Here is a 12604-nt window from a genome sequence, read left to right on the forward strand (position 1 = left end):
TAACAAGATATCGCGCATCACGGAACTGTCATATTCGGGGTCTGAAATGGCGGTCGTGCCCGCTTGACATGCGGGAAACGTCACCCCGGAGAGAACGATGTCGCACAACCCCATCCGCCGCACCCAGATCAAGGCCACCCTAGCGGCTGCCAGCCTGACCCTGGCCGCCGGCCTATTTGCACTGCCGGCACAGGCCGCGCAGATCACCCTGCTTGAAACCGGTTCTACGCTGCTGTACCCACTGTTCAACCTCTGGGTACCTGACTACACCAAGATGCATCCCGGGATCAAAATCACCACGCAGGGCACTGGCAGCGGCACCGGCATTGCTGAGGCCATCTCAGGCGTGGCACAGATCGGTGCGTCCGATGCCTATATGTCCGATGCACAGATCAAGCAGAACCCAAACATTCTCAATATTCCCCTGGCCATCTCGGCGCAGACCATCAACTACAACATTCCCGGTCTGAACAACAAGCATCTCAAGCTCGACGGCCCAGTGCTTGCGGGCATCTACGACGGCAGCATCAAGAACTGGGACGATCCGGCGATCAAGGCGATGAACCCGGGCGTGAAGCTGCCCAACCATGCCATCGTGCCCATCCACCGCACCGACGGCAGCGGCGATACCTTCATTTTCAGCCAGTACCTGTCGTTTTCCACGCCCAAGTGGAACGACAGCGTCGGTTACGGCACCTCCATTTCCTGGCCAGCGGTGCAGGGTGGGGTGGGCGCCAACGGTAACCCCGGCATGGTGCAGGCCTGCCAGAGCACGCCGTACTCGGTGGCCTATATCGGCGTGAGCTTCCACAAGGAAATCGCCAAGGCTGGGCTGGGCACGGCGATGATCAAGAACAAGGCGGGGAATTTCCTGTTGCCGACGGCCAAGACCGTGAGTGCAGCTGCATCGGGCCTGATCGCCAAGACGCCGGCGGACGAGCGCATCAGTCTGGTGTTTTCCGATGGCGCGGATTCGTATCCGATCATTAACTATGAGTACGCCATCGTCAACGCCAAGCAGCCCAACCCGGAAACCGCAAAGGCGATCAAGGAATTCCTGAGCTGGGCTGTCGACAGCAAGGGAGGCAATGCGGCCAAGTACCTCGAACAGGTGCGGTTCATTGCCCTGCCGGCCCGCATTCAGCAGCTGAGCAAGGCACAGATCGCCAAGATCGAGTGATCCTCTGCCGGTCTGGGTCTCGCCGGGCTGCCTGCACAGGCAACCCGGTGCTGCATTTTGACAAGAAGGATTGATTCGTCATGCGCCTGTTCCGCCCCGGATTGCTGGCTGTCTCGACCCTGATCCCGCTGTCGCTCCTTGCGGTGCTCGGGTTTCTGACGATCTACTCCTGGCCAGCGATCCAGTACAACGGGGTGCACTTCCTGACCACCGAGACCTGGAGCTTGGGCAATCTGTACGCCAATCCGGTCCAGCGGCACGGCTTTGAAGTGCCGATCGGCGCGACTTACGGCATCTGGGTGTTTATCGTTGGCACCTTGGCAAGCTCAGCAATCGCGTTGCTGCTGGCGGTGCCGGTTGGTATCGGCGTGGCTTTGTTTCTCAACGAATACGCACCGCATCGGCTCCGCGGGACATTCATCCAGATCGTCGAGCTGCTGGCCATGGTGCCCAGCGTGGTCTATGGGCTATGGGGTCTGGAAATCCTTGCACCGCTGGTGTTGACGCATATTGCGCCGTTTTTGCAGCATGTACTGGACTTCACGTCGTTTTTCTCTGCACCGGCCACGAGCGGCTACGGCTTGCTCACTGCGGGGCTGGTGCTGGCGCTGATGGTTCTGCCGGTCATCACCAGTACCCTGGTCGAAGCGCTCAAGCGCGTTCCCAATGACATGCGCGAGTCCAGTTACGCGCTGGGTGCAACCCGTGCCGAGGTGTTGCTGAAAATTTTACTGCCTGCGGTGCGTGTGCCGTTGATCGGTGCGGTCATCCTGGCGCTGGGCCGCGCGCTGGGCGAGACCATGGCAGTCCTCATGGTCAGCGGTGGTGCGCTCAACTACCTGCCCAATTCTCTCTACAGCCCCATCACCAGCATGGCGGCATTCATCGCTTCCCAACTCGACAGTGCCTTACAGGATCCCAGCGGAATGGCCGTGCGTTCGCTGGCTGAAATCGCTCTGGTGCTGCTCATCATCGCGGTCATCGTCAATGTCATCGCTCGCCTCCTCACCAGCCGCATCCACCTCCATCGTGTCTGATCGCAGCAGACGCCTGCAGCGCAGGCGCTGGGTGCTCAACGGCGCTTTCGCCCTGTTGTGTGCAGCGGCCTTTGCCCTGGTCGTCGTTCCGCTGGTTGACATCCTTTGGATGACCCTGGTCAGGGGCGGTGCGGCGGTGTCGCCAACACTGTTCACCCAGGTGACCAACGGCATCAGCGGCGGACTGCTCAACGCGATCGAGGGCACGTTCGTGCTCAGTTTCGGCGCTCTGCTGTTTGCCACGCCCATCGGGGTGCTCACTGGGATTTACCTGGGGGAATACGGGCAAGGGCGCTGGGGGCGTGTGGTGCGTTTCCTGTCCGATGTACTCACGGGTGTGCCGTCCATCGTGCTGGGCTATTTCGCCTATGTCACGCTGGTCGTGGGCCTGGGCTGGCAGTTCTCAGCGCTGGCCGGCGCGATCACACTGGCGATCATGATCATGCCCTACATCGCGCGCTTTACCGAGCTGGCGATGCGGCAAAACCCAACCAGCCTGCGCGAGGCAGCCTATGCGCTGGGGTGTAAGGAGCATCATGTGGTGCTGCGCGTGCTGCTGCCGGCGGCCCGGTCCGGGGTGTTGACCGGTGTGCTGTTTGCCCTGGCGATTTCCGTTGGCGAGACCGCTCCACTGATCTACACCGCGGGCTGGTCGAACTACCTGTGGAACGGGCACCTTACCCAGTCGCCCATCGGCTATCTGACCTACGTGATCTGGAGCTTCATCAACCAGCCCTTCGCCTCGGCGCATGCGCTGGCCTATGCCGCGGCCTTTCTGGTGGTGACTATGGTACTGATCATCAATCTGGTGGCGCGCACCTTCCTAATACCCAGGCACCCGGTCTAAATGGGTGGGGCGATGCCACTCCATGAATGACACGAAACTGTCATATTGGTGACCTAAAGTATCTCTCGGCCGCCATTGTCGGCGTGTTGGCTGGGTTACTTTTTGCATCACCACAGGGAGTTCACTCAATGAAAATCATTGTCAAGAGCCTGCTGGCTTCGGCCTTTCTGGCTGCCACTTACAGCGCGAACGCACTCGAAATTTCCGGCGCGGGCGCCACGTTCCCTCAGCCGGTCTACGAAAAATGGGCCTATGAGTTCAACAAGGCCGGTCTCGGCAAGGTGAACTACCAGGGCGTGGGCTCTGGTGCAGGCATCAAGCAAATCATTGCCAAGACGGTCGATTTCGGCGCCTCCGACATGCCGCTGACCGATGAGGAACTGGCAAAGGACGGCCTGATCCAGTTCCCCACCGTGATGGGTGGCGTGGTGCCGGTGGTGAACATCGCCGGACTGAAGTCCAACGAAATGAAGCTGACCGGCTCTGTGCTTGCTGACATCTATATGGGCAAGATCGAAAAGTGGAATGACCCGGCCATTGTCAAGCTCAACCCTGGTGTGAAGCTGCCCGATGCGCAGATTGCCGTGGTGCGCCGCGCCGATGCCTCGGGCACCACATTCATCTTCACCAACTATCTGGCCAAGACCAACCCGCAGTGGGCCGAGAAGTACAAGTTCGGCACTACGGTGAACTGGCCGGTCGGCACGGGCGGCAAGGGCAACCCAGGTGTGGCGGGCTTCGTCTCGCAACTGCCCAACTCCATCGGCTATGTCGAATACGCCTACGCCAAGCAAAATCCCAAGCTCAATGTGGTTGACTTGGTGAACAAGGCTGGCAAGGTGGTCAAGCCGTCGGTCGAGGCCTTCAAGGCAGCAGCTGCGAACGCCGACTGGTCCAAGACTTTTTACCAGGTGCTGACCGACCAGCCGGGCGATGCATCCTGGCCGATCACCAATGCCACTTACATTCTGGTGCACAAGACCACCGACAAGCCGGAGAAAACCGCCGACGTGTTCAAGTTCTTCCAGTGGGCCTACAAGGAAGGAGACAAGTACGCCGAAGCTCTGGACTACATCCCGATGCCTGAGCCGGTGAAGGCGTCCATCTACAAAGAGTGGGGCAAGGTCAAGTCCACCTCTGGTCAGCCTGTCTGGAAATAATCCCGGTCACGCGGTTCCAAGCGGCGTGCTAGCCGGTGGTTGAATGCCCATCGCAACGACGCCGCCGCTGCTCAGCAGGATCTCAGGCTCGCGCGGAGTGATCCGCGCGGGCCGATTCGATTGAAGGGTTTACAGTCATGGCTGCGAGTTATTCCACCACCTCCATGAATGCATCGTCCCACGCAGTCATCGGCGAGCCCGGCGCCGGGCAAAAACGCAAGCACAACCCGCTCGGCGACCTGGTGTTCTCAGGATTGTCCCGCCTTGCCGCCATCATCAGTCTGGCGACCCTCGCGGGCATCATTGTTTCGCTGTTTATCGGTGCCTGGCCGGCGATCAAGGCCACCGGGCTGGGCTTTTTCACCAGCTCGATTTGGAGCCCGACAGACGATCGGTTCGGTGGCTTCTCCATGATTTACGGCACCCTGGTGACTTCTTTCATTGCGGTGCTGATTGCGGTGCCCGTAAGTTTTGGCATTGCGCTGTTCCTCACCGAGTTGTCACCGGCCTGGCTGCGCCGCCCGCTGGCCACGGCCATCGAGTTGCTCGCCGCGATTCCGTCGATCGTCTACGGTATGTGGGGCCTCCTGGTGTTTGCGCCGCTGCTGGCGCAGTATGTGCAAACACCACTGCAAAATTGGTTTGGGCAGGTTCCGGGCATCGGATTTCTGTTCCAGGGCGCGCCGGTGGGAATCGGGCTGTTGTCGGCCGGCATCATTCTGGCCATCATGATCATTCCCTTCATTTCGTCGGTGATGAAGGATGTGTTCGAGATCACGCCGCCGATGCTCAAGGAGTCTGCTTATGGCATTGGCTGCACCACCTGGGAGGTGGTGCGCCATGTGGTGCTGCCGTACACCAAGGCCGGGGTGATCGGCGGCATCATGCTCGGGCTTGGGCGTGCGCTGGGTGAGACTATGGCAGTGACATTCATCGTCGGCAATACCAGTGCATTCAGTTCCTCGCTGTTCGCCCCTGCCAACACCATCACCTCAGTGCTGGCCAATGAGTTTGCCGAGGCGGGACCGATGCATCAATCGGCCCTGTTCTATCTTGGTCTGGTGCTGTTTTTCATCACATTCGTCGTGCTGGCGCTATCCAAGATGCTGCTGGCACAGCTGGCCAAAGGCGAAGGAACTCGCACATGAACGCAATCAGTATGAACGCTGCGTCCAAAGCCGAGATTCGGCGGCGCTTTTTCGCCCGCCGCAAATTGGTCAACTTCATGGTGCTGTCGCTGGCGCTTGTAGCAATGGCCTTTGGCATGTCCTGGCTGCTAGCGATCCTGTTTTCCGTGATGCAGCTCGGGCTCAAAGGTTTGAGCATTGCCACATTCACCCAGATGACCCCGCCGCCGATGACCGATGGCGGTCTGCTCAATGCCATTTACGGCTCCGTGGCGATGACCGTGGTCGGCACCGCGCTGGGAACGCCGCTAGGCGTCATGGCCGGGGTGTACCTGTCCGAATACGGTCACAACGGCTGGCTGGCCAAGAGCACGCGCTTCATCAACGACATCCTTCTGGCTGCGCCCTCCATCATCATCGGGCTGTTCGTCTATGCGCTGATCGTGGCCAAGACCAAGACATTCTCGGGCTGGGCCGGTTCGGTGGCGTTGGCACTGCTCGTGGTGCCGGTGGTCGTGCGCACCACGGAGGATATGCTGCGGCTGGTACCGGGCTCGCTGCGAGAGGCGGCTTATGCGCTGGGCGCGCCCAAGTGGAAAGTGGTCTCCAGTGTCATCTTGCGCGCCGCGCGCGCGGGGGTGCTGACCGGCATCATGCTGGCGGTGGCCCGGATTTCCGGCGAGACCGCGCCGCTGCTGTTCACCGCCCTCAACAATCAATTTTTCACCACTGGACTGTCGCAGCCGATGGCCAACCTGCCGGTGACGATCTACAACTATGCAATGAGCCCGTATGCCAACTGGCAGAACCTGGCTTGGGCGGGCGTGCTGATCATCACCTTCGGTGTGCTGATCCTCAACATCACCGCGCGTGTTCTGACTCGTCAAAAACATTGAAAGCCCATCATGAGCGCTGTTGCTGAAACCCAGCAGACCTCGGTCTGCATGACAGTGAGAAACCTGGATTTCTATTACGGGAAATTCAGGGCCATCAAGAATGTCAACATGGAGATTGCCAGGAACAAGGTCACCGCGTTCATCGGTCCATCCGGTTGCGGCAAGTCCACGTTGTTGCGCGTGTTCAATCGCATGTACGAGCTCTACCCAGAGCAGCGCGCGCAAGGGGAGGTCCTGCTCGATGGCCAGGACATCCTCAAGTCCAAGGAGGACGTGGCCTTGGTGCGAGCGAAGATCGGCATGGTGTTCCAGAAGCCCACGCCGTTTCCGATGTCGATCTATGACAACATCGCCTTTGGCATCAAGCTCTACGAGAAGCTGCCTAAGTCAGAACTGGATGACCGCGTGGAATGGGCGCTGACCAAGACCGCGCTGTGGGAAGAGGTGAAGGACAAGCTGCAGCAAAGCGGCATGAGCCTGTCTGGCGGACAGCAGCAGCGTCTGTGCATTGCCCGCGCCGTGGCGATCAAGCCGGAAGTACTGCTGCTCGATGAGCCCACTTCGGCGCTCGACCCCATCTCCACGGCGAAGGTCGAGGAACTGGTGACAGAGCTCAAGCGCGACTACACGGTGGCCATCGTGACGCACAACATGCAACAGGCAGCGCGTGTGTCAGACTTCACTGCGTATATGTATCTCGGCGAACTCATCGAATTCGGCGAAACCAACGAAATCTTCCTCAAGCCCAAGAAACAGGAAACCGAGGACTACATCACCGGCCGCTTTGGCTGATTGGAGCGCACCCATGGACAAGCCGCATCTCTCGACTCAGTTCGACGCCGAAATCAATTCCGTCTCCACCCGAGTGCTCGAAATGGGCGGGCTGGTCGAGTCGCAGCTGGCGCAGGCCATCTATGCGCTGCGCCACCTGGATGGTGAGGCGGCACGCAATGTGCTGCAGGTGGAAAAGCGCGTGAACCAGATGGAAGTCGACATCGACGCCGACATCACCCAGATCATCGCCAAGCGCCAGCCCACTGCGCGCGATCTGCGTCTGCTGGTGGCGATTTCCAAGACCATCACCAATCTGGAGCGCGCCGGTGATGAGGCCGCACGCATTGCCCGCATGGCGCGCGACATTTCCGAGTCAGGCATGTCGGTGGCCATGGGCATCGGCGACCTGCAGCATTCAGCCGACTTGGCGATCGATCAGCTGCGCCGTTCGCTGGACTGCTTTGCCCGCCTAGACGAAAAGGCCGCGGTGGAGATCGTCGAATCTGACAGCCAGATCGACGACGAGTTCGATGGCTTCACCCGCAAGGTCATCACCTACGTGATGGAAGATCCCCGCGCGATCTCCACCATGCTCGACCTGATGTTCGTGGCCAAGGCCATCGAGCGCATTGGCGACCATGCCAAGAGTATTGCCGAATTCGTCATCTACATCGTGCGCGGAACCGATGTGCGCCACAACAAGGAAGCCTTCCGCGAAGTAGCCGGCTCGCTTTGATCCTTTTGTCGTTTCCACCGAGAACACCCGCATCATGAGCCTGTCGAGCAACATCCTGATCGTCGAAGACGAGCCGTCGATTGCCGAACTGCTGGCGTTGAATCTGCAGCATGCAGGCCATTGCCCAATCCGCGCAGCCAGCGCCGAGGAGGCGCTGCGCGTCATTCGCGACGTGCTGCCGGACGTGCTACTGATCGACTGGATGCTGCCCGGCATGTCGGGGTTGGCGCTGGCGCGCGCGTTGCGGGCCGATGCCCGCACCAAGGGTATTCCGATCATCCTGCTGACCGCGCGCAGCGAGGAGGGCGATAAGGTGCAGGGACTGGATGCCGGCGCGGACGACTACATCACCAAGCCGTTTTCACCGAAGGAACTGCTCGCCCGCATCCGTGCGGTGCTGCGCCGGCGTGCACCGCAGCTCACCGATGAACAGGTCGAGATCGGCGGGCTTTCGGTCGATCCCGCCAGCCGTCGGGCGCTGTTCAAGCGCGCAGGTGGCGAGCCGGTGGAAATCCGCCTGGGTCCGACCGAGTTCAAACTGCTGCATTACCTGATGGCCCATCCCGAGCGGGTGCACAGCCGCGGCGCCCTGCTCGACAAAGTGTGGGGCGATCATGTGTTCATCGAGGAGCGCACGGTGGATGTCCACATCAAGCGGCTGCGCGAGGCGCTGTCGCAGGTGCAATGTGCCGACATGGTCGAGACCGTGCGCGGAGCCGGCTACCGCTTCACTGCGCAGTCGCGCGCCGCACAGGCTTCGGTGGCGTGAGCCCGCTTCTCCGGCCCGGACGCATGACCAGAGACTGACCTCTTGCGCGTGCTGCGCTCCGCGCTGCCTTGGCGCAGGCTGACCCGGCTTCCATCATGAAATTCGTCGTCTGGCGTCTGACCGTCATTTTGCTGGTCGTCGCGTTGGCTGCAGGGGCCGGCGCGATCGTCGGTGGCCTGGTTGGTGCGCTGGTTGCCGCGCTGCTGATGCTATTTGCCGCGGTGTTGCGCGATTCGCTGGCGCTGTCGCGCCTGATCGGCTGGCTCAGGGCGCCAGAGACCTCGCCGATGCCGAAAGGCAGCGGCGTCTGGGCCGAGGTGTTCTACCGTGTCTCGCGCTTGCTGCGACTGTGGACTGCGCGACTGCGGCATGAGGAATCCAAGCTCCAGCGCTTCATCGAAGCACTGCAGGTGTCGCCAAATGGCGTCATCCTGCTCGACGAGAACGACCAGATCGACTGGTGCAACGCCACGGCGGAGCAACACTTCGGGCTGGATGCGCACCGCGATCTGCGGCAGCACGCGGTGCACCTGATCCGCAACCCGGAGTTCGTCGCCTATCTGCAGACACAGCGCTTTGACCAGGCGCTGCAGATGCACCGCGCAGGAGCGCGCGGGCAGTTCACGCTGAGCGTGCAGATCTTTCCGTACGGCGATAGGCAAAAGCTGCTGCTTTCGCAGGACATCACGCAGCTCGAGCGCACCGAGGCGATGCGGCGCGATTTCGTGGCCAATGTGTCGCACGAGATCAAGACACCGCTGACCGTGCTCGGTGGTTTTGTCGAGACCATGCGGGATATGCCGCTGGATGACGCGCAGCGCCAGCGGGTGCTCGACATGATGCAGGCGCAGTCCGACCGCATGCGACATCTGGTGGACGATCTGCTGGTGCTGGCGCGCCTGGAGGGCGATCCGCATCCGCCGCACGAGCAGGTCATCGACATGCGCGCGATGATGGCGCAGTACAGAAGCGAGGCGCTCGCGCTGTCGGGTGGCAGGCACCAGATCTCGGCCGATGTGCGCACCGAGATGGGGGTGCGCGGCAGTCCGCAGGAACTGCACTCGGCGCTGTCCAATCTGGTGAGCAATGCGGTGCGTTACACGCCCGATGGCGGCAGCATCCGGCTGGAGTGGGATGCGGTGGTATTCGACGACGGCAAGCCGAAATACGCCGAATTTAGCGTGACCGACACCGGCATCGGTATTGCCGCCGAGCATATCCCGCGGCTGACTGAGCGGTTTTACCGTGTCGACCGTGGGCGCTCGCGCGACTCCGGCGGCACGGGGCTGGGACTGGCGATCGCCAAGCATGTGCTTCTGCGCCACCATGCCGAACTGCTGGTCAGCAGTGTACCGGGCAAAGGCAGTCGGTTTGTCGTGCGCTTTCCGGCGGCCCGACTGGTGCAGGTCGATCACCAAGGCCAGGCGCTGCAGGCCGCCTGAGGTCTTTTTGGCGCGGACGACGAAGGCGGATGTCGGGGCCTAGTGTAGTGTTGCATTCTGTTTAGCAGGCCGTTGAAAAACGACTGCGGTGGGCCATCTGCGGCGTTGCGCGGTGCTCGCTGCCTCGCCTATCTATTTGATATGTCTCGGTCGCTGCGCGCCGTGCGCCTTGCATCTGGCCATCCTCGCGACGTTTTTCAACGGCCTGCTAACTGCTGGGCGATGGCCTTGTTCTGCATCCCCTGCGCGGCCAGCAGCACGATGCGGGCACGCTGTGCAAGCCTCACGCTCGACAGCTTGGAGCGCACCAGCTTCGACAATTCGGCATGCTCTTCGTTGGTCAGCACGATCTCGGGGGCCACTCGCATTCACTTCTCCACTCTGCACGTATCGCCCATTGGAGAAGCGGGATTGATATAAATTCCATCAAGATCGCGACACTACACTAGTTTTTGCCGACCAGGCGTGAGTGCATCAGCACCTGGTGGCAGCTTAGCCGGCTGCGCGAGCCACGCGGGCGGTGGTAGTTGCCGTCGCTGTCCATCTCCCACGCGTTGCCCGGATGTTGCCACTGGACCCGTAGCCCTTCGCGGATGACCTGTGCCTTGATCTTGTTGTCCAGCAGCGGCACGGCGATTTCCACGCGGCGGCGCAGGTTGCGCTCCATCCAGTCGGCAGAAGAAATGTACACCTCGGCATCACCGCCATTGTGGAAGTAGAACACGCGCGAATGTTCGAGGAAGCGCCCAATGGTCGAGCGCACACGGATGTTGTCCGACAGGCCCTCGACCCCCGGACGCAGCATGCAGGCGCCGCGCACCAGCAGGCGGATCTCGACCCCGGCCTGTGAAGCGTTGTACAGCGCCTCGATCACCGTGGGCTCCAGCAGCGCGTTGACCCGTGCCCACACCCGCGCCGGCTTGCCGTTGCGCGCATGCTCGGCCTCGCGAGCGATCGCCGCCAGCACGTTGTCGAGCAGGGTGAATGGCGACTGCCAGAGCCGCCGCAGTTGCTGCACCTGGCTTGATCCGGTGATCTGCAGAAACACCCGCCGGACGTCTTCGCAGATTTCCGTGTGGGCGGTCATCAGGCCGAAATCGGTGTAGAGCCTGGCGGTGCGGGCATGGTAGTTGCCGGTGCCCAGGTGTGCGTACATGCGCAGCAATCTGCGGCCGGTGTCGGGGACTGTTTCGCGGCGCACGATCAGCAGCATTTTGGCATGGCATTTGAAGCCGACCACGCCGAACACCACGTGCGCGCCGGCCGCCTCCAGCCGCGACGACCAGTTGATATTGGTCTCCTCGTCCAGCCTTGCCATGAGTTCGAGCACCACGGTGACCTCCTTGCCGTTGCGCGCGGCTTCGATCAGCGCGTCCATCAGCTCGGAATTGCCACCGGTGCGGTAGATGGTCTGCTTGATCGCGACTACGGCCGGGTCGCGCGCCGCGGTTTTCACCAAGTCGACCACTGGGGAGAAGGCATCGTAGGGGTGGTGCAGCAGCAGGTCGCGCTCGCGGATACGGTCGAAGATCTCGGGATTGACGCCGGGCCAGTTGGCAGGCAGCGCAGGCACATAGGGCGGAAACAGTAGCTGCGGCTGATCGACATGATCGATGATTTCCTGCAGCCGCACCATGTTCACTGGCCCGTCCACAAGGTAGCAGTCTTGCGGCAGGATGTTGTTCTCTCGCAGCAGCCGGTCGATGACCTCTGGCGGACAGTCCGCCGCGACCTCCAGCCGCACCGCGTCGCCAAAGTGACGCGCACGCAGTTCGCCCTGCAGCGCGACACGCAGATTGGTGATGTCGTCATCGTCGATGAACAGCTCGCTGTTACGCGTGACGCGAAACTGATGCACGCCGCGCACCGCCAGCCCCGGAAAGAGCTGGCCGGCAAACGCCTGCATGCACGACGACAGCAGCATGAAGCCGTAGCGGGCGTCGCATAGCTCGGGCGGCATCGGCACGATGCGCGGCAGGGTGCGCGGCGTCTGTACCACGCCAAGTTCGATGTTGCGGCCAAAGGCGTCAGTGCCTTCGAGCTGGACGGCAAACACCAGATTCTTGTTGATCACCCGCGGAAACGGATGCGCCGGATCGAGGCCGATGGGCGTGAGCAGCGGCGAGACCTCGGTCTCGAAATAGTGCTGCGCCCAGGCGCGCTGCGCCTCGGTCCAGTCGGACACGCGGTACAGCCGGATGCCGTGAACCTCGAGCGCGGGCAGCACGGCCTGCTGCAGCACGCGGTATTGATCGGCGATGAGCGCATGGGCGCGTACCGAAATCTCAGCCAGCGCATCGCGTACCAACATGCCGTCCGGGGTGCGCGAGTTTGGATCGGCTTCGAGCATGTCCTGCAGTGTGGCCACGCGGGTTTCGAAAAACTCATCCATATTGCTCGACACGATGCTGAGAAAGCGCAGACGTTCGAGCAGTGGGTTGGTGTCATCGAGCGCCTGGAACAGCACGCGGCGATTGAATTCGAGGGTGCCGAGTTCGCGGTTGAGCAGACGGGGAAACGAGGCGGGATCGGACATGGAGGGCAAGCAACGCTGGGACAGCCGGCATTTTGCCAGCGCGGTGAGCAAACCGAGCGAGAATGCAGGCATCGGATGAAACCTTGATGACAGGGTTCAA

The 12604-nt window shown here is 61.6% G+C and carries 12 protein-coding genes; 10 read left to right on the forward strand and 2 right to left on the reverse strand.

The window, feature by feature from the left end:
• Positions 1-97 precede the first annotated feature (97 nt).
• From pstS (ACZ47F_RS09785) to phoR, 10 genes are all read left to right on the forward strand, one after another.
• A complete protein-coding gene (gene pstS / locus ACZ47F_RS09785; protein WP_464924532.1) occupies positions 98-1180 on the forward strand; it encodes a phosphate ABC transporter substrate-binding protein PstS in 1083 nt (360 codons plus the stop codon).
• An 80-nt stretch (positions 1181-1260) separates the two neighbouring features.
• Positions 1261-2217 carry a phosphate ABC transporter permease subunit PstC gene (pstC, locus tag ACZ47F_RS09790; protein ID WP_464924533.1) on the forward strand — a complete coding sequence of 319 codons (957 nt, stop codon included), beginning with the start codon at positions 1261-1263 and terminating at the stop codon, positions 2215-2217.
• Positions 2210-3064: a phosphate ABC transporter permease PstA gene (gene pstA, locus ACZ47F_RS09795; protein ID WP_464924534.1), complete on the forward strand. Its 855-nt coding sequence runs from the start codon at positions 2210-2212 to the stop codon at positions 3062-3064. Before pstC (ACZ47F_RS09790) ends, pstA (ACZ47F_RS09795) begins: the two co-directional genes overlap by 8 nt.
• Before the next feature lie 128 nt (positions 3065-3192).
• Positions 3193-4224 (forward strand): phosphate ABC transporter substrate-binding protein PstS, encoded by a 1032-nt coding sequence (gene pstS, locus ACZ47F_RS09800; RefSeq protein ID WP_464924535.1) that lies wholly within the window; start codon positions 3193-3195, stop codon positions 4222-4224.
• A 164-nt stretch (positions 4225-4388) separates the two neighbouring features.
• On the forward strand, positions 4389-5372 hold the full coding sequence (gene pstC / locus ACZ47F_RS09805) for a phosphate ABC transporter permease subunit PstC (protein ID WP_464924536.1): 984 nt from the start codon (positions 4389-4391) through the stop codon (positions 5370-5372).
• Positions 5369-6247, forward strand: a complete 879-nt coding sequence (gene pstA, locus ACZ47F_RS09810; protein WP_464924537.1) for a phosphate ABC transporter permease PstA — start codon at positions 5369-5371, stop codon at positions 6245-6247. The genes pstC (ACZ47F_RS09805) and pstA (ACZ47F_RS09810) overlap by 4 nt, the downstream gene beginning before the upstream one ends.
• Before the next feature lie 9 nt (positions 6248-6256).
• The gene (gene pstB / locus ACZ47F_RS09815; RefSeq protein WP_464924538.1) at positions 6257-7039 is read left to right on the forward strand and encodes a phosphate ABC transporter ATP-binding protein PstB; all 783 of its coding nucleotides are present in this window, start codon (positions 6257-6259) and stop codon (positions 7037-7039) included.
• Positions 7040-7052: 13 nt separating this feature from the next.
• Positions 7053-7757 (forward strand): phosphate signaling complex protein PhoU, encoded by a 705-nt coding sequence (gene phoU, locus ACZ47F_RS09820; protein WP_464924539.1) that lies wholly within the window; start codon positions 7053-7055, stop codon positions 7755-7757.
• Between the two features lie 40 nt (positions 7758-7797).
• Positions 7798-8526 carry a phosphate regulon transcriptional regulator PhoB gene (gene phoB / locus ACZ47F_RS09825; RefSeq protein WP_464926618.1) on the forward strand — a complete coding sequence of 243 codons (729 nt, stop codon included), beginning with the start codon at positions 7798-7800 and terminating at the stop codon, positions 8524-8526.
• Positions 8527-8621: 95 nt separating this feature from the next.
• A complete protein-coding gene (gene phoR / locus ACZ47F_RS09830; RefSeq protein WP_464924540.1) occupies positions 8622-9968 on the forward strand; it encodes a phosphate regulon sensor histidine kinase PhoR in 1347 nt (448 codons plus the stop codon).
• A gap of 197 nt (positions 9969-10165) precedes the next feature.
• Here phoR and ACZ47F_RS09835 read toward each other — a convergent pair whose 3' ends face one another.
• Together ACZ47F_RS09835 and ppk1 are read right to left on the reverse strand one after the other, a co-directional pair.
• Positions 10166-10336 (reverse strand): hypothetical protein, encoded by a 171-nt coding sequence (locus ACZ47F_RS09835; protein ID WP_464924541.1) that lies wholly within the window; start codon positions 10334-10336, stop codon positions 10166-10168.
• Positions 10337-10413: 77 nt separating this feature from the next.
• Positions 10414-12504 (reverse strand): polyphosphate kinase 1, encoded by a 2091-nt coding sequence (gene ppk1, locus ACZ47F_RS09840; RefSeq protein ID WP_464924542.1) that lies wholly within the window; start codon positions 12502-12504, stop codon positions 10414-10416.
• Positions 12505-12604 lie beyond the last annotated feature (100 nt).

This window comes from Thiomonas islandica (assembly GCF_055383445.1).

Coding starts and splice junctions, on each gene's coding strand:
- ppk1 (WP_464924542.1), bottom strand. CDS start 12,504: ATGTCCGATCCCGCCTCGTTTCCCCGTCTGCTCAACCGCGAACTCGGC.
- pstA (WP_464924537.1), top strand. CDS start 5,369: ATGAACGCAATCAGTATGAACGCTGCGTCCAAAGCCGAGATTCGGCGG.
- pstS (WP_464924535.1), top strand. CDS start 3,193: ATGAAAATCATTGTCAAGAGCCTGCTGGCTTCGGCCTTTCTGGCTGCC.
- phoR (WP_464924540.1), top strand. CDS start 8,622: ATGAAATTCGTCGTCTGGCGTCTGACCGTCATTTTGCTGGTCGTCGCG.
- pstC (WP_464924536.1), top strand. CDS start 4,389: ATGAATGCATCGTCCCACGCAGTCATCGGCGAGCCCGGCGCCGGGCAA.
- pstC (WP_464924533.1), top strand. CDS start 1,261: ATGCGCCTGTTCCGCCCCGGATTGCTGGCTGTCTCGACCCTGATCCCG.
- phoU (WP_464924539.1), top strand. CDS start 7,053: ATGGACAAGCCGCATCTCTCGACTCAGTTCGACGCCGAAATCAATTCC.
- ACZ47F_RS09835 (WP_464924541.1), bottom strand. CDS start 10,336: ATGCGAGTGGCCCCCGAGATCGTGCTGACCAACGAAGAGCATGCCGAA.
- pstS (WP_464924532.1), top strand. CDS start 98: ATGTCGCACAACCCCATCCGCCGCACCCAGATCAAGGCCACCCTAGCG.
- pstB (WP_464924538.1), top strand. CDS start 6,257: ATGAGCGCTGTTGCTGAAACCCAGCAGACCTCGGTCTGCATGACAGTG.